A 17669-nucleotide genomic window follows, 5' to 3' on the forward strand; every position below is an offset into this window, starting at 1 on the left:
TATAGCACATCCCAACAAACCGATGCTTTTGCAAAAAAAGGGAGCTTAGTGCTACAAGAAACAGTTGTGATGATGAATAAATTAGCGACGCAAATGAATGATGCAGCCAAAGGCATTGAAGCATTAGATAAGCAATCTCAAATGATTGGTGAGCTAGTAAAAAGTATCAGTGGCATCGCCGATCAAACCAATCTTCTTGCCTTAAATGCAGCAATTGAAGCCGCTCGCGCAGGAGAACAAGGACGCGGTTTTGCAGTCGTTGCAGATGAAGTCAGGCAACTTGCCTCACGTACCAGTAAAGCGACAGAGGAAATTGTAGAGGTAGTATCAAAAAATAAAATGTTAACCGAAAGTGCAGTCAATATGATTGAGCAAGGTAAGCAACAAGCGCAACAGGGGTTAACACTCTCAACCCAATCGGGTGAGGTTATGTCAGAGATTCAAGATGGTGCACAAAAAGTGGTTAATGCAGTTGGCCAATTCACCAACCAGCTAACTGTCTAATTTTAAAATCCTTATGCCCTATAAAAATACATTTATGGTGTTACATAAACGTGGTTGAACAGATTATCCATACACAAAAGCCAGCTCGGCAATCCTTGCCTCTCGCTATTAGGTGCAATCACCATCGGGGTTTGGATTACGCTAACGCGGTTTTAGAAGCTGATTCAAACTTCGTTTGATTTTTTAAATCAAAATCAAAGTCGTGGAATTCCATTCCACACCAGGGCAAGAAGGGGAGCAACAGCAATCCCCAAGTATATCCATATACAACAGCCAGTTTGGCATCCCTGCCTCTCGCCCATAAGCGCAATCACAAAAGGTGATTATTCGCCTTGCATCTCCCCTTGCCGAACAACGTCCATGTCTAACTGCCAGTTCGCCATCCCTAGCTCTCGTTCGAAACGCTGCTACGCAGCACTCACCCTAGCGAAGTTACATGCATTAGTTACCTGTCTCATACTCCAATAAAAATCGCCTAACGGCTCAGATGGCACATCCATGTGCCCCCGAGCCTGCGCCATCATCCATGATGTCGCCACGGCCCCACTCTAACAACTAAGAGCTATCTGCGTATTTCGACAACTTCGCAGGGGATCGGTGAACTTCTGTGGCATTAGAGTGAACTATTCGCATTGAAAGAATTATGCCAACGCCACAAGCCTTATTACCCTCAACTTACCAATTTATATAGTAGACTCAAGCTTATTATTGATACTTCTATAAACTAAATATAAGTGAGTCAACTCAACCAAAGCAAAGTTAACTATTACGACGGTGAAATATTGCAGATCACCCATAGACCATAGGTTAAATAAAAAGAAAACTTCTAGATATCGAAATTTAGACCACCTAAAGTAATTTGACGGATAATCTTTACCTATAAGCATAGGTAACACTTTAAAATTAAAAGTGACTGCAATAGCAATATATACACAAAGCATGCTAAGTAACGAAAATAATAACTTGAAGCTAAAAATATTCATCTGCATAAAAATCGATTCAGACTTAAATTCAACTATCAAATCAACTGCAAGGCCGATAACAAGTGTCAAAGCAAGCACTATGCTCATACCCCAAAAACTAATTTTTTTCATAAAGCTCTTAAATCATCCCTAAAATAAATCAATAAACACAATCAGCAAAACATCTTGAAAGTGAAAATTAACCCAATAAATTAAGCCTATTACACTTGTTTGCAAGTCCATCAAAAACAAAGAACAAGGTCAGAAACATGAGTGTTTTTACAAAGATATCGATAAAACGTAATGGGCTCATCCCGCCAGCTAATAACACATCGAAAACAGGCAGTGATGGCAGCACAACAAATGTAAAAAATGAAGTACCTAACACAGAGTAAATAAAATACCTTGGATACCCAACTCGATTAATAATCAAAGCACATACTAAAGAAAATATGATCATCAGTGGAAGATGTATCCAAAAGCAAAATACAACCATCCCCAAGTTTTCACTTAATGCTTTTACATTGAAAGATAACAGTAAATCCCACCACCATTTGTTATCGACAGACAACCAACTTCCATGCATAAATATCGACACAGCTATGCCGAAGATAATCACTAAAAACTTCAATTTACCTCCAATAAATCTGCTCTGTTTCGAGCTATTGCAAACCTTATCTTTTGAAATAAATAACAAAATCAAAATCGTGGAATTCCATTCCACACCAGGGCAAGAAGGGGATCAACAGCAATCCCCCTCTTGCATCTCCCCTTGCCGCCCCTAGCGAAGTTACATGCATTGATTAGTGGCTTCGTGCTTATTCGAAAATCGCTAACGCTTCCGATGGTTCCGCTTTACATCCCTGTAAAGCCCTCCAGTTCGGCAATCCCTGCCTCTCGCTCATAAGCACGAAAATCATCAATTTTCATTCGCCCCTTCACCGAAAGCTACGCAGACGTCCTGTCTGCGTCACGCTCTATTCTTTTAATAAAAAGTCTTCAACGCCCTTCAGCAACTTTGCAGGGGATCTGTGAACTTCTGTGGCATTAGATTTAACTTTTCAAATTGAAAGAGTTATGCCCCTCAAATCCATTCTTAAATATTTAGCCTCTGTATTTCAGATGAATAATGGTTAAAATGTGGATGCTGCTCATTAAAGACTGTTTCAAATGCGAGGATCGCGCTACTAAAGAAGGCATTAACAGATATATTTTTACTTGAACGAGCAGATTTAATCCTATGATTTGTATACTTTAATGCAGCAGAAAACAAAAAATGCCCTCTTATAAAATCTGATGATATTCTCTTAGACTGCGTGATCTTTTCCTCTATTTCAACTTTATGAACATCAAAAACTTCATTTAGTTTAAACTTGACCATATGTGTCTTTATTTTCTCCGCTGATGAAGCGGGCGATAACTGAGATTTCATAAATCTCGTACAATTATCACCAACAACATCTAACCCTGTAGATTTTAAAACATTTAATATATCAAAAATAATTAAATCATGAAAATCTTGAAAAAAATTCAAAATCCAATTATTACAATCAACTCTACTTTCTGGATCGTTTTTAATTCTTCCATGAGACTTTATTACCTTACAAATAACATCATCACATAAAAATGAGTTCTCAATAGAATGACCATATGTATATATTACGCTATCACTTACAACGTGATCAGGACCAAAAATAGAAAAATCAAGGTCTGAAGCAATAAGTGCATCAATCTGTTCAAAAATAACTTTAGAAACTATCTTACTAAGTTCCTCTTTTCACCCAACATCTTGAACCTTTAAGCTGCCCACCTTAAAATAACTTAAAATAAACTCCCAAAAAACCACATCATCCTCTCCTTCAACATATAATATTTTATCTGCTGAGTAAAAAAGACTCATCACATTTAGTGCGTCATTTGAATACTCACACTCAGACATTAACGACACCTTTCATATCAATTATTTGATCTCTAAATTTTGAAGCAATTTCCGGTGAGTGCGTTGCAGCAATAACCTGAGCATTAGGATTTAACTGTATAACTGCAGGTATTATTTTTCTCTGCCATTCAATGTGCAACGACAGTTCAGGCTCATCAGTCAAATAAATATATGGTTCAGATTTCTGCAACAAGGTTTCTATTAACAAAATCAGCAACTGCTTTTCTCCTGATGATAACTTATCACTGGAAATCTCATTACTATCTGCTCTAGTTATTATCAATTCGCTAGATTCAAAATTAAAACTCTTTTCTGGCATAAACTCTTTTAATATCTTTAAAAAAAGAGCTATTTGATTATAAATAAGATTGGTTTCTTCCTCTGCCTGCAGTGACATATCAATAATTTTTTTAGTTCTAACAAAAGCCTCCAATGCAGCAAAATTCACTTCTGAAAAATCAGGCTTTTCTTCCGAACGCCTGAACATATCAACAGCTTCCTCTATAGAGGATGTATGATATGATATTTTTTTCCTAATATTAGAATCCATTGCACTCAATCTGCTATATGCTGAAATCAAACTATTTTTTTCATTGCTTTTGTTATAATTCTTGGGGATAAATATTTCAGTATCTTTATTTCCAGAATAAAGAATTGAGGCTAGCACATCTTTTTGCAACTCGGCTGAAATAGCTCTTGCTTTTAATGCAAGCTCAAACTGGTATTTTGTCAACTCAGATTTTAACTGTGACAACTTATAATCCACAGGTGAAATAGTCTTCTTTCCATTTTTACCTTTAACCTCATAGTCATCGCCATTCCTTAATCTATACACAGACAAAGATGTTAATGACACTAACTTACCCAACTCATCTCTTAATAATGATGCCTCTTCAAGAAATCTTCGTTTATATGCTGTTGGCATCCGTTGTTCATCTTGATTAATCGCTCTAAGATTAAACTTTTTAGTAGATATCTGATATTCTATATGACAAAAATATGAGTTATCACTTTGTATTTTTTTAACCTTAATAGTTTTACTCCTACGATTAAGAGCTAGTTTTATTTCCACCTCGTTAAAATCATTTTCAGCAAGACCATCCAGATCCACAGAGAGTGCTGAATGCAATATATTCATGAATGTTGTTTTGCCAGTGCCATTGCGGCCTATTATTATATTTACATTATCATTAAATTTACAGTTAGCATTTAACCGATACCAAAAGCCATTTATACTAACTTCCTTTACTTTATACATATATAACCTTTTGACTAATTTTATTTATAACTTTGGCCAGAGAACGTCTCACCTTAACGATATTACATCGAGCTCTTCATATCAAAATAGTGAATATTAAATAAACAAAAAATACTGAATTTCAATTTTACTTCGTCAGAACTAATGTTCCTGTATTATACGCCCTATCAAATTCTACTTTTGCATCAGCTTTGTGGTTGATGCAATTGACCATGTGTTCGTCGGACTTAAAGTTTTTACAGTCTTCGGGGACTAGATAATACTTGCGCCATGCTTCAGCTTTGCGTATTCGAGCGGCCTCGTTTTGCTTGGCTAGTCTGGATTTTTCAGCCGCATTTTGCTGTAACTCTTGCTGAATCTGATACTCAGCAAGCTGGCGATCTTTCGCAGCCTGCTGGCGAGCAAGTTCCGTTTGCTTTTGTTGCATAGCAAACTCATTAAGCCCTTGTGTCAGGCGGTATTCGACATAACTCAAATAGCCAATTCGCACTAATAAAGTGACCAAGCCCGCTAACAAGATCCCTAACGTAATTTGTAAAACTGATTTCATCCCTAACTTCCAAAGTCCATTACCGATAAAAATGCGATTTATGCCGTTAAAATCCGAGCAACATTAAGATGTTGCTGACTGCACCTATGAAGCCCAGTATCAAAACTTTAATCACACCAAATACTAAGCGAACACAATAGCCGCAGAATACATTTCCCCTCGGAGTTGCCGCAGGGCGAATAGGCAAATTGCGTGAGTCTCGCCATAGATGGCGAGCTAGCTTTCGCAGGTGCAGGGACGCATCCTTCGGAAGCGATAGCAAATTTGGCAATGAGCACAAGGGGCTTTCAACTCCGTTGGGGGGCGGCAAGGGAGATCCAAGAGGGAATTGCTGTTGATCCCCTCTTGGTCGGGTGTGGGTTGAAGACCCACGACCTTGATTCACCTCGGCCGCTAGGCCGCAAAATTACCAGTTCACTACTCTGTGAAACGACAAATTGTGAACCGACAAAGCTTCCCCATTGCTACCGCACTTCGCCAACACCTGTCAGCCAAGCCATCAATTAAAACAAGGTCGCACTAGCTCAAAACGTCAACTGCTGAACATTGGGCAAAATGCCAATAAGCACTATGGCAACAAGCATAAGTGCCAAAGTATATTCACGAATTTGCAGGAGGAGTTGGGTATCTAAGAAAGAGAAAAGACACATCGTCCTGATGCAAGTGACTCGAATCGCGGGTACGCGATTAAAGCTCATCCTTGTTAAAAACCTAAGATAGCGACATAGCGTACACTTGTCTATAACTTTAGCATTACAAATCAAGTAATTAAGCAAGCGCTGATTTAACCATTTTGATATGACTGCATGTGACTAAACCTGTCGCCATCAAATAGCACTATCGCTTTATCTTGCAGTGGCAATGAAGTCTCGCTGTGTCAGGCGGTCTGTTTTGGCAAGCGAGCCAATTTTGACATGGGAAAATGGGCTCAGTGAACACATTAGCAAAGGGGGACTAAGCAAAGGGCGCTGAACAAAATACCGCCATAACGTAACTGAGTTGAATCACAGTGCGAACATCACTGTAGAAGCCTGATAACACAGGTGCTACACACGAATTTTGCTTGATTAAAACTGCTGCAATTTGCGACCTAAATTTGCATTTTCAGCCCTACATGCTAACGTGGCTAATGTAAATTTACATTCAGTGTTTATCAAAGTTATGTCGCAACAATCAATAAAAAGTCGATCGACAACAAGCCTATATCGGGCGATACCAAGCAGCGCGGCTGATATGACACGGAAGCACAACTGAGGTTGAGATATGGAACCATCTAATACATCACGCCGGACCTTTATCAAGCAATGTGTGATTGGCGGGGTTGCCGTATATTCGGCCCCTTTGTTGTGGGAAATGAGTCGCGCGAATGCGGCAATTGTCTCACCTGAACTGGCAGCCCAATGGCAAACTCAGGTTAATGGTCAATCCAAACCTAAGTTTCGTAACGACGGCATAGCGAAGGTCACAGGCCAAAAGGTCTATGGCCGTGATTACCGCGCTATGGACATGGAAGGCTGGCCCAAGCAGCAAGGTTACGCTTTTATTCTACGCGCTGCCGATGCATCCCATGTTTATCAAGGCTTTTCCCTCGACCACCTGCCCGCGTCTGCTAAGCCCTATAAAGTGATCACTGCGGCCGATCTGGCCCGTGATAAAATCAAGCTGCCCGATTTTTACGGTGACAACATGTTGCTGGCCGAAGGGCAAACCGCCGACTACTTAGGTCATGCGGTGGCAATATTGTTGTTCGACAGTTTCCCCGCCTTTAAGCAAGCTAAGTCCTTGCTGCAATTTGATCAGACCTTACTGCGCTTTGGTGAGCAAACGCCGTTTGTGTCGGACACCAAAGACCCGTACGCTAGCTGGCGCCTTATTCGAGTGGAAGGTGAAAATGGCGCAAGGGAAGATTTATATAGCCCGCTCCACGATGGGCTATTTTTCCCTAGCGTAAAAGATCGCAAGCCAGAATGGTTAGGCAATCCGAATGCCAAAGGAACAGTGTCTGAGCGCGGGCTTTATTATGCGGGCGAGATAGATAAGCAGATTGCTAGCGCCCAAGCTAATCAACAATGGCAAGTGTTAGAGCGGGAATATCGCACCCAGATCATCGATCCTATGATGATGGAACCCGAAGCCTTCAATGGCTGGTATGACGCAACTAGCCAAACATTTCATACTGTGATTACCTCGCAGTCGCCGCAGGACTTTCAAGAGATGGCAGTGCACATGCTGTTATCTGGCCCACTGGCAGGCAAGGTAAAACATCTGGTGGTGCACTCGCCTTATATCGGCGGTGGATTTGGCGCGAAAGACCATTCGATATTCCCCTATTACGGCGTGCTCGCGGCCATTTATGCCAAGGGGCCAATCCGACTCGCCAATGACAGATTCGAGCAATTCCAGTCTGGGCTTAAACGTCATCCGTTCATCATGAAAAGCCGCTTAGCGGTGGATAAATCGACCTTAAAAATCCAAGCCTTAACTTCGCAGATGACAGTCGACGGCGGTGGACGAGTCAACTTTACTCCGTCTGTAACCTCAGTTGGCGCGACGGCGATGCAAAGCATTTACTACACACCGCGCAACGATATTATCGCCACCGCCTATGCGTCGCGTAACCCAGATGCGGGTTCGATGCGCGGTTATGGCACGCTGCAATCGATGACGGCGATGGAATGCATGATCCACGAGATAGCCGACGAGTTAAAGGTTGATCCCTTTAAACTGCGCGCCGCCAACGTGATGGAGTCCGGCCAGCGTAATACGCAAGGCGCGATCCCTAACGGCACTTTGCGTTACCGCGAAATGCTCGACATGGCCGAACAAGATCCCGTGTGGCAAAACCGTGCGGTGAATAAAAAGGACTATGAGGCCAAACATCCGGGGATGCGTTACGGCGTCGGTTTTGGTATCGCCACTAAAGATTATGGTACAGGTGCAGCGGCGCCAAGTGCGGCGGTTCGCCTAGCGAAAGACGGTAAAATCACCCTAGAAATCGGCTTTATCGAAATGGGCACTGGCACGCAAACCTCCCAAGCCGTGGTGGTCAGCGATGCCCTCGGCAACTTTGCCGATGAGGTAAAACTCGCCGAAGTGGATATTTGGGATGCGATGCAATTAGTGCAAACCGATAATCCTTATATTATTTCGCAGCAACGCCAAGATGAAATGGCGGCCAATCCACGCTGGACACCGGTTAAAGCCATGGCCTCGTCGGCATCTATGTCGGCCTATTATCAAAGCCATGTCACCCGCATCGCCGCCGACGTGATCTATCGTCACGGCCTGTGGCCTGCGGCGGTATCGATTTGGAACGAGTTGTATTTTAACACGCCAATGGGCTCGACTAATTTGCATAACGCCCGCGATGGTCGCTGGGTCGATGGCAAGTTAACCGCCTTGGGCTTTCCGCCATTGTCGATCGATATCCTCGCGAAACGCGCCCACGACATGGGCTTAGTGGTCGGCGTGATGGGTCATGCCTTTAATCGCTGGGCTTGGGCCGAAGCCGATTTCGACATTCTTGGCACTAAAGAGCGTTTAGCACTCGATGCGCTGGCGCTGCAATACGGCGAAGGGAACGCGACGTTTGCGGCCACTTCCGACACGACTATGAGTATCAAAGCGCGCCAAGCCAGCATGAAGTCTAACGGCTATCACTTGATCGATCGTCAAGCCATGAGTTATCCCAAGGCCGAACTGAACAATGCCATGGTGACTTACTACGCCCCCTGCGCCACTTTGGTTGAAGTTGCCGTAAACGAAGGCAATGGCGAAGTCACGCTGCTGAGTTCTCATACTTGGTTAGAGGCGGGCAAAGTGATTGTTAAAGAATTAGTCGAAGGGCAAATTCAAGGTGGCCTTGCGATGGGGATTGGCCATGCACTGCATGAAGGCTTACCGCCATTTGAAGCCGGCGCTGGCAATGGTACGTGGAACCTCAATCGCTATCAGGTGCCGCTAGCGCGGCATGTGGGCGTGTGGGATCAACGTCATACCATATTGCCGCAGTTATCTGATAACGATCCCAGCCGTGGTATCGCCGAAGTGGTGATGATCCCTGTGGTCGCGGCGCTGATTGAAGCCGTGTATCAAGCAACCCATGTCCGCTTTTACGATTTACCTATGACAGCGAAAAAAATTAAGGAGGCCATGGCATGAGCCAGTCTATTAAACTGACCATTAATAACCAAGCCGTAGGCCCGATTGAAGTCGCCGATGGTGTGATGATGATTGAGTTTCTACATGAATACTTGAACCTCACAGGCACTAAGTTTGGTTGCGGCGCAGGCGTATGCCACGCCTGTACTGTGATCGTCGACGACGAGCAAGGCATGAGTGAAGTGGTTCGTACCTGCATCAATGGTGTAGAGCGTTTTAATGGTAAACGCGTCCGCACTGTCGAAGGTCATGCTAGACAAAACTCCCTTGGCGAAATCACCGCCCTGAGCCCAGTGCAAGAGGCTTTTTTAGAGCACTTTTCGTTTCAATGTGGTTGGTGCACCTCGGGCTTTGTCAACGAATCAACCGCACTGCTTGAGCGATTAGAGCGACAACCTATCGCTAAAGATCAAGTTGAAAAAGTCGTAGAAGATGCCTTGAGTGAACACGTATGCCGCTGTACTGGCTACGTAAAATACTATGCGGCGGTCAAAGATCTGATCCTCAAAACTAAGGGGCTAACCCTGTGATGACATCAGCCAATCTGCGCCATTTCTCGCGCTATTTCCCGCACATTAGTAGGATAAAAAATCTGTTGAGCCACAATCTACTCCTGAGTTTAGGGCTAGGTTTGCTCGCCTGTTCCAGCAGCGTTGCCGATGAAGGCGGCAATACGAATAACGACATCGCACGCGGCGCGTATCTGATGAAGATAGGCGACTGTGTGGCCTGCCATACTGCGGTCGGCGGTCGCGAACTCGCGGGCGGTTTGCCGTTCGAAACCCCCTTTGGCGCTGTGTACTCGACCAATATCACTTCTGATAAAGAAACTGGGATTGGCAAATACAGTTACGAGGAGTTTTTTAATGCCATGCACCACGGTGTTGGCGTCAACGGCAACCTTTATCCTGCTATGCCTTACACTTCCTACAGCCTGCTCACGGACGCAGACACTCAGGCGATTTATGCCTATCTGATGAGTACTAAACCTATCAAGCAAGCTAATCGCGACAATGATGTGTACTTTCCGTTTAACCTGCGTTTTGGCCTAAAAGCTTGGAACTTAGTCGCACACGATGCTAAGGAATTTACCCCGAGCAAAGAAAAAAGTGAGCATTGGAACCGCGGCAATTACTTAGTCAATGCCCTAGGGCACTGCGGTGAATGCCACACCCCAAGAGACACGCTGTTTGCCATGGAGCAGGACAAGCACTTTGAGGGCGCGATTATCGAAGGGCTAGAGGCATCGGACATTCGCCCCGCTGAGCTTAACAGGCAAAACTGGACCCATGAGGATCTTAAGTCGCTATTTACTGAAGGCTATTCCCGTAAAGGCACTGTCTTTGGCGGCATGTATCCCGTGGTGTATCACAGCTTTAGCCACTTAACCGATGATGATATGCGCGCGGTAAGCAGTTATCTGCTCGATACCGATGAAGATATTCAACCACAAGCGCTCACCTTTAACGGCCATAAACCTGAACTGCCAGGTTATACGCTTTACAAAGGTTACTGCGCCGGTTGCCATGGTCAAAATGGTGAAGGTCGCCCCAACGTCGCCCCCGCGATGGCAGGAAACGCCACCTTAGATAAAGCGAGTCCTCATAATATCGTCGCCGTAATACTAAAAGGTATTCAGAGCCAGCATTACAACGCTACCACCAGCTTTTATGCCATGCCGGGATATGCTGATGAGTTAAGCGACGAGCAGATTAAAGACTTAGCCAATTACCTAAGACTCACCTGGAGCACACAAGCTGGTAATCTCGATGTGAAGACCATCCAAAGCTTGAAAGAAGTGATCCTCGAGCACGACTAACCCGCATAAGTATTTGGGAGATTTAAGCTAAAAGCCGACGCTAGCGTCGGCTTTTGCTTGATTAATATAGAGCGCGAGAATCGGTCACTCATCGACTTAATCAGAATAAGCGGGATCAGAGTGAACCGAGCTTTACTCACCACGCAGTCGATTATCGAAGAAGGCTAAGCTGCGCGCCCATGCGAGCTCGGCGGTAGCTTTATCGTATCGGCCAGTGGAGTCGTTATGAAAACCGTGATTCACATTCGGGTAAAGATAAGCGACATAATCGGCTTTGTTGGCTTTTAGCTGAGTTTCGTACTCGGCCCAAGTGTCGTTTACCCGCTGATCGAGCCCAGCAAACTGCAACATAAGTGGACCTTTAACGCGGCTACGCAGTTCCACTGCGGCTGGCGTGCCATAGAAAGGTACACCAGCATTAAGCTCATCGGGAATGGTCGCGGCGAGCATATTGACGATATAGCCGCCAAAGCAAAAACCCACGGCACCGAGTTTGCCATTGCTTTGAGGATGGGATTTTAAAAACTGCGCAGCAGCGATAAAATCTTGCTCGATTTTGGCTCTGTCTAAACTGCTTTGCATGGCGCGGCCCGCATCGTCATTGCCCGGATAACCACCAAGGGAATAAAGCGCATCGGGGGCGAAGGCGATATACCCCTGCGCGGCTAAGCGGCGAGCCACATCTTCGATATAGGGATTCAGGCCACGGTTCTCATGCACCACCAATACCACTGCGGCTTTTTTACTGGGATCTAAGGTTTTCGGCTCTCCTGCGGCACTGCCCGCGAGCAATAACTCATCGGGCATGACTAAGTAGCCGCGCCCTTCACCGTAACCATTGGGCGAAGGAAACTTCACATAACTGGCTTGAATACTGGGGTCATTAAACGACACTTGTTCGGCGAAGGCGTAATTGGGCATCAGTGCACCCGTGAGCGTTGTCAAGGTAAACCCTAGCGCCACCAGTCCTGCGAGCCGCCCCATAAACTCACGGCGATCGATAATGCCGTGGGCATATTCGTCATACCAGTCAAAGGCTTCCTGCGGTATCGGTTGTACTTTCTGAACACTCATCTGGCTTGTTTCTGCTACGGCTTGCTTGTCTTGCTGTGTCATCGTTATTCCTCCGTTGAACAAGCTAACCACAGGTCACTTCCCTAGCTTGTGGGTGTTAAGATTTAACTAAAGAGTAAAGGAAGAATCGTACTTAGGGCAACTGACTTTAACGTGTGCTGTTTTGTAAGCTTGGTTTGAAATAACACACGATTGGCACAAACGGCTGTCGGTTAGGGCTAGGCTAGCTTAAAATAGCGATTTAGATTCTAGAGGGCTTGGCGTGATACAACATAGAGCTAGCCAGATGGTGATATTTCACACTCTGGTGACCAGTGGCAGTTTTACCCAAGCGGCAGCTAAGTTAAAAACCTCGACCTCCTATGTCAGCAAACAAATTGGCGCGTTGGAAGCCGAGCTGAACTTACTGTTAGTGCAACGCACTACTCGCACCTTAGTGTTAACTGACGCTGGCCAGCAATTCGCGCGTTATTGTGAGCAAGTGTTTGAAGCAACGCAAAATGCCGATGCCATGATGCTGGATGCCCGCGACGACATTAGCGGCACGATTCGCCTAGGTTCCTCTCAATCCTTTGGCACCTTACACATCATCCCCGCGCTGGAAGTGTTGCAGGAAAAGTATCCCGAATTACGATTTGAGCTGAGCCTGTTCGACCATAAGGCCGACATGCTAGAGGAAGGCCTCGATCTGTGGATCACTAACCATGAACAGCTGAACGAAGGTTATATCGCCCAGCACCTCGCCGAGACTAACTTTGTGGTGGTTGCCTCCCCCGATTATTTGCTCAAGCACGGCATCCCGCACCATCCACGGGAGTTAGCTCAGCACAATTGTGTTATCTATCAAAGTAAAAGCCGTAATTATGATCGCTGGAGTTTTGCTAAGGATGACCTTGAGCAAACCGTCAATGTGGCAGGCAATTACCGTGTCGACTTAGCCGAAGCCGTGCGTAATGCCGTGATTGCAGGGCGAGGCATAGGCTATGTGGCCACGTATTTACTCAGTGATGAATTTCAAAGCGGCAAGCTCATCCAACTCTTACCCGATTGGAAACCGCTGCAACAGATGCCCGTTTATGTGGTTTACCCAAGGCGGCGCCATTTACCGACTAAGTACAAAGTGATTATCGAATGTTTAAAGTCCCATATCGGCCACCCGCCCTACTGGGATAAAAAGCTCAAACCTTGGTTAGGTAAGACTGTCACTTAAGCTACTGTCATTTAAACTACAGTCACTTAAGCTACTGTCATTTAAACTACAGCCACTTAAGCTGCATTTCAAACCAGCACAGACGACTGCACCAGCCTAAAGTCGTCTGTGGCGTGATTTCTATTATTGCCGCAGACACAAATATTATTTCCTCTGGGCAACAGTAGCCAAAATCGTTTTTATTATCCTGCATAAACAGCAACTTAAACTGTTGCTATTTTCTACGCTTTTATCGTAACAGCCCAGTAACGCCCTCGACTTGCCCTTACGCTGACTCGGCCTACAATGCGCGACTTCTTCTATCACTCAAAAGAATAAACCCATTATGACCGCGATATTAGGCATGATTAGCATCTTGTTTTTTGCTTGGTTACTGTCAGTGAACCGCAAGAACATTCCCTACCGCACTGTGATTTTAGCCCTAGGCTTACAAATTATATTTGCCCTGTTAGTGCTCTACGTCCCTGCGGGTAAGGCCGTATTGCAATCTGTTACGGCGGGCGTGTCGAGCGTGATAGCCTATGGCAACGAAGGGATTGGTTTCCTGTTTGGCGATCTCGCCACGGGTAAAGTCGGCTTCGTATTTGCGATCAATGTGTTAGGTATCATCATCTTCTTCTCGGCGCTGATTTCAGCTCTATACCATATTGGTCTTATGCCTAAGGTGATCAACATTATTGGTGGTGGTCTGCAGCGTTTATTGGGCACGGGCCGCGCCGAGTCTTTATCTGCCACGGCGAATATCTTCGTCGGCATGATTGAAGCGCCACTGGTGATCAAACCCTATTTAAAGCACATGAGCGATTCGCAATTCTTCGCGGTCATGAGCTGTGGTTTAGCCTCAGTCGCGGGCGGTACATTAGTGGGATATGCCGCTTTAGGTGTCGATCTTAACTATTTGATTGCCGCAGCCTTTATGTCAGCACCTGCGGGTCTGTTGATGGCAAAAATCCTCATGCCACCCAACGAAAATGACAAAAACAACTCAGATGAAATCACCTCAGTCGAACTGCCACGCGCCACCAATGTGGTTGAAGCCTTAGCCGATGGCGCTATGTCTGGCATGCGGATTTCTGTGGGGATCGGTGCCACGCTACTGGCTTTTGTCAGCGTTATCGCCCTGCTGAACGGCATGTTAGGCGCTGTGGGTGAATGGTTCGGTTACCAGTTAAGCTTCGAATTCTTGCTCGGTTATCTGTTCGCGCCTATGGCGTGGCTGCTGGGTATTCCTTGGCATGAAGCCATTACTGCGGGCTCGCTTATTGGCCAAAAAATCGTGGTCAATGAGTTTGTTGCCTTTATCCAGTTAATGAAAGTAGAATACCAACTGAGTGCCCATTCTCAGGCAGTTGTCACTTTTGCCCTGTGTGGTTTTGCGAACATTTCAACCATGGCAATTTTGATCGGTGGACTGGGTAGCATGGTGCCAGAGCGCCGCGAATTTATCGCCCGTAATGGTTTTCGCGCCATTGCCGCCGGTGTATTTGCTAACCTCATGAGTGCAGCAATCGCCAGCGTGATCCTCTCGCTGTAGCTTGTTTTCGATAACAGGTTTCTGTCCTCGAGTATCAATCACTGATCTCGAGCATCGAAATAGAAAAAGCGGATCCCAGCGTAAACCCAAATCAAGCACGCCTTGGTTTGGGTTTTGTTTTATGCCCCGCTTAATCATCCGCTTAAGCTCGTCTTTACTGCCGCAAGGCTGACCTAAACCTCGTCGTAAACAAATAAGTACGGACAGTCTCTTTACCTTGCTTGCTCGCCTTTTAAGCTCACATTTTGATGACGTCGTTTTATTGCCTCAGATAGTTTTTGTGTATAATGTCGCCAAACCAAGATTAATATATTTACATTTCAATAACATGCGTAGCCAAGGGAGCACAAATGGCCACAGGGAAATACAAGGCAGTTCACGCCGCAATCGCACTGACAGTGGCAAGTATCACACTCTTGTTAACCGCCTGCGATGACTCAACGACGTCCTCAGAATCGGTTACGACGAATATACCCACAGATCGCGAGTATCAGATTATTTCCACCATAAGCCTCAACGATGGTTTCGAAACTCGCAAGGTGTTGCAGGCACGATTACTGCTGGATTACCAATTACAAGATGCAGAGGGTAAGACGGCCAGCTTAACCACACCGTTAACCCATAACGCCCGCTTTTTTATCCAACCTAACCTGCTGCAAATTAGCGATTATGGCATGCCGATCCCGGTGAGCAATATTGACCCCAAAGGCAAGTCCAATGAAATCGTTCAGTTGGTTAAAGATGGCTTTAATGTGGAATTTAACAATGGTGAAGTCCGCGAACTGACTCCCATTGCCAAGATGGATCAAAAAGATATCAAGGAGTTATTTGAGCGCTGGCAAAATCTTAATAACTTGTTTAAACAAGCCCCAACCTTGCCTGTGGCGCTTGAGCCTAGCGTCGGTTATAGCATCAAAGCCCCCATGGATGCGCGCTTAACTTGGACGGTTGAGCAGGTCAGTGAAGATAAGCTGATCGCCGTATTACAAGGGGAGAAAGACAAGTATAAGGCCTATGGCAAGTTCGAAGTTAACCGCAAAACTGGTTGGTTAGAGAGCATGGCGTTTTTTCAACGGGAAGAGCGCCAAGGGCGTACCTTCACCCACCGAACCGTTATGACACCTAAGGATCGCCCTTACATCATGAGCACGCTTTGGCATGCCGATGATAGCTTTGATGCTGAGCGCGATAGGGATGATAGGCAAAAGGAGCTGTACCGCATTAGCGATGTAGCGCAGGAATATCGCCCCAATAACAAGGTATTTATTCAATCCTTATTACCTGATCAACAAGGTATTTTAGATAATCTTGGCCCTTGGGGCACTGATACCCCTGAAGATCTGCAATTGCGCTTTGTCCACAATATGAGTCCGCAATATGTGGAAGCCGATGTGCGTTATGAAGACTTAACCGCCTATGATGCTAACGGCAAACCGATTGACATTCACTTCTGGCAGCACGGTAAAGGTTGGGCGAGGAATTATAATCCCTCGATTGAATCCTCAACCGATATTATTGCTACAGGTTGGGATAACACAGCGAATAAACTCAAACAGATAGACCATATTACTGCCAAGCTAACGCTTATCCCACAGACGAATAAGATCGTCGAAAAGTCGTGGGATGAACTGCTGGCAACGCCTTACACGGTTGGCGATGCCAACCTAACAATCCAAGTGCTCGATGCCGAAGCTAAACTGTTTAAAGTCGTGTCAAAGCAGAGTGAGGATCAGAGTATTAATCTGCCTTTCCAACAATTTAAAGGCATGATGGCTGAGGCCCGTCGCGAAGGTAATTATCCCTCTTGGCTAACGGCGACAGAAAAGGAACTGCTAGAGCAATTGATTGGAGCCGATGAGAGCCATCACCTCACCAGCAACGCACTGTTACTCAAGCTGGATGAAATTCCTAAAACCCTGATGTTAATTGAGCAACAACCCCAGCCGGAGTTAACTCAAACCAAGACGATCCGCTTTGTACAATTTAGCGACTACAACAAAAATCTGGCTAATCCTCCCACCGAGTTTGGCAACGCTGGCCTAGGTAGCTTTATCAATCCGGCGCTAGATGCTGCAAAAAATGAGTTCAATACGATCCAAGGGATAAAACCTGTAACTGACAATGGTCATAATCTGTATATTCCCATGTCAGCTGCCTTGGCAACCGCCTGCAAACCTGAAATAGATCAAGGTTTTAATGAGGGTAAAAATCCCGTCACTTGGCAGTTTGATCCCAACGCCCCAAACGGGGCAGCCTATAGTTTGATGACCCCAGACCGCGTGCGGCAGTTTTTCTACGATAAACAGATCAAGGGTAAGATCCGTTGCCAAGGTGATATCCATTGGCAGCCTTTAGAACTGGCTGTAACCGACCGCCCTTGGTTAATCGATTTAGAGTCTTGGCTGACGCAAACCGGATATGACAATGAGCCAAGTAGCGATCTTAAAAATTACTTTAAGGTCGAAGATGCCCAAGGCAATCTGTTAACCATTCGACTCCCCGAAAATACTGAGCAGCGGATAAACGAGGTGCTGGTCGATGGTCGCTATTTGAGTATTGCAGGCCCCGCCGCCAAGGTGAGTTATATGACGATCGCCAAAGAGCCCGTCGATATCCCCTATGAATTCACCTTTAAACCTTTGCCATAAAAAGGAGCGG

General features: G+C 45.4%; 13 protein-coding genes and 1 pseudogene. 7 read left to right on the forward strand and 7 right to left on the reverse strand.

The window, feature by feature from the left end:
• Positions 1–108 precede the first annotated feature (108 nt).
• Positions 109–504, forward strand: a pseudogene (locus tag Q4Q50_RS22365) (methyl-accepting chemotaxis protein); the annotation flags it as partial.
• A gap of 683 nt (positions 505–1187) precedes the next feature.
• Here the strand turns inward: Q4Q50_RS22365 and Q4Q50_RS08030 are convergent.
• The 6 genes from Q4Q50_RS08030 to Q4Q50_RS08055 form a co-directional block, all read right to left on the reverse strand.
• Positions 1188–1598, reverse strand: a complete 411-nt coding sequence (locus Q4Q50_RS08030; RefSeq protein WP_311898987.1) for a hypothetical protein — start codon at positions 1596–1598, stop codon at positions 1188–1190.
• Between the two features lie 67 nt (positions 1599–1665).
• Positions 1666–2097: a hypothetical protein gene (locus tag Q4Q50_RS08035; protein WP_311898988.1), complete on the reverse strand. Its 432-nt coding sequence runs from the start codon at positions 2095–2097 to the stop codon at positions 1666–1668.
• A 465-nt stretch (positions 2098–2562) separates the two neighbouring features.
• Positions 2563–3225: a DUF4435 domain-containing protein gene (locus tag Q4Q50_RS08040; RefSeq protein WP_311899042.1), complete on the reverse strand. Its 663-nt coding sequence runs from the start codon at positions 3223–3225 to the stop codon at positions 2563–2565.
• An 18-nt stretch (positions 3226–3243) separates the two neighbouring features.
• On the reverse strand, positions 3244–3405 hold the full coding sequence (locus Q4Q50_RS08045; protein WP_311898989.1) for a hypothetical protein: 162 nt from the start codon (positions 3403–3405) through the stop codon (positions 3244–3246).
• The gene (locus Q4Q50_RS08050; RefSeq protein WP_311898990.1) at positions 3398–4663 is read right to left on the reverse strand and encodes an AAA family ATPase; all 1266 of its coding nucleotides are present in this window, start codon (positions 4661–4663) and stop codon (positions 3398–3400) included. Before Q4Q50_RS08050 ends, Q4Q50_RS08045 begins: the two co-directional genes overlap by 8 nt.
• A 127-nt stretch (positions 4664–4790) precedes the next feature.
• Complete coding sequence (locus Q4Q50_RS08055; protein ID WP_311898991.1) at positions 4791–5213, reverse strand: hypothetical protein; 423 nt, start codon at positions 5211–5213, stop codon at positions 4791–4793.
• Positions 5214–6476: 1263 nt separating this feature from the next.
• On the opposite strand from Q4Q50_RS08055, the gene Q4Q50_RS08060 reads away from it, so the two are divergent.
• Genes Q4Q50_RS08060 through Q4Q50_RS08070 form a run of 3 tightly spaced genes read left to right on the forward strand, consistent with a single transcriptional unit; the run spans position 6477 to position 11193 of the window.
• On the forward strand, positions 6477–9374 hold the full coding sequence (locus tag Q4Q50_RS08060; protein ID WP_311898992.1) for a xanthine dehydrogenase family protein molybdopterin-binding subunit: 2898 nt from the start codon (positions 6477–6479) through the stop codon (positions 9372–9374).
• Positions 9371–9904, forward strand: a complete 534-nt coding sequence (locus Q4Q50_RS08065; protein WP_006082848.1) for a (2Fe-2S)-binding protein — start codon at positions 9371–9373, stop codon at positions 9902–9904. Before Q4Q50_RS08060 ends, Q4Q50_RS08065 begins: the two co-directional genes overlap by 4 nt.
• Entirely contained in the window at positions 9904–11193 is a 1290-nt protein-coding gene (locus Q4Q50_RS08070) for a c-type cytochrome (protein ID WP_311898993.1), read from the forward strand. The genes Q4Q50_RS08065 and Q4Q50_RS08070 overlap by 1 nt, the downstream gene beginning before the upstream one ends.
• Positions 11194–11325: 132 nt before the next feature.
• On the opposite strand, the gene Q4Q50_RS08075 is transcribed toward Q4Q50_RS08070, so the two are convergent.
• A complete protein-coding gene (locus Q4Q50_RS08075) occupies positions 11326–12309 on the reverse strand; it encodes a dienelactone hydrolase family protein (RefSeq protein ID WP_311898994.1) in 984 nt (327 codons plus the stop codon).
• Between the two features lie 220 nt (positions 12310–12529).
• Between Q4Q50_RS08075 and Q4Q50_RS08080 the strand changes: the two genes are divergently transcribed.
• The 3 genes from Q4Q50_RS08080 (at position 12530) to Q4Q50_RS08090 (ending at position 17659) form a co-directional block, all read left to right on the forward strand.
• Positions 12530–13477, forward strand: coding sequence for a LysR family transcriptional regulator (locus Q4Q50_RS08080; protein WP_126491273.1), 948 nt, complete (start codon positions 12530–12532; stop codon positions 13475–13477).
• A 325-nt stretch (positions 13478–13802) separates the two neighbouring features.
• Entirely contained in the window at positions 13803–15011 is a 1209-nt protein-coding gene (locus Q4Q50_RS08085; protein ID WP_311898995.1) for a NupC/NupG family nucleoside CNT transporter, read from the forward strand.
• 350 nt (positions 15012–15361) lie between these two features.
• A complete protein-coding gene (locus Q4Q50_RS08090) occupies positions 15362–17659 on the forward strand; it encodes a hypothetical protein (protein WP_311898996.1) in 2298 nt (765 codons plus the stop codon).
• Positions 17660–17669 lie beyond the last annotated feature (10 nt).

This window comes from Shewanella scandinavica, from assembly GCF_031932065.1.
GTDB lineage: Bacteria > Pseudomonadota > Gammaproteobacteria > Enterobacterales > Shewanellaceae > Shewanella > Shewanella baltica.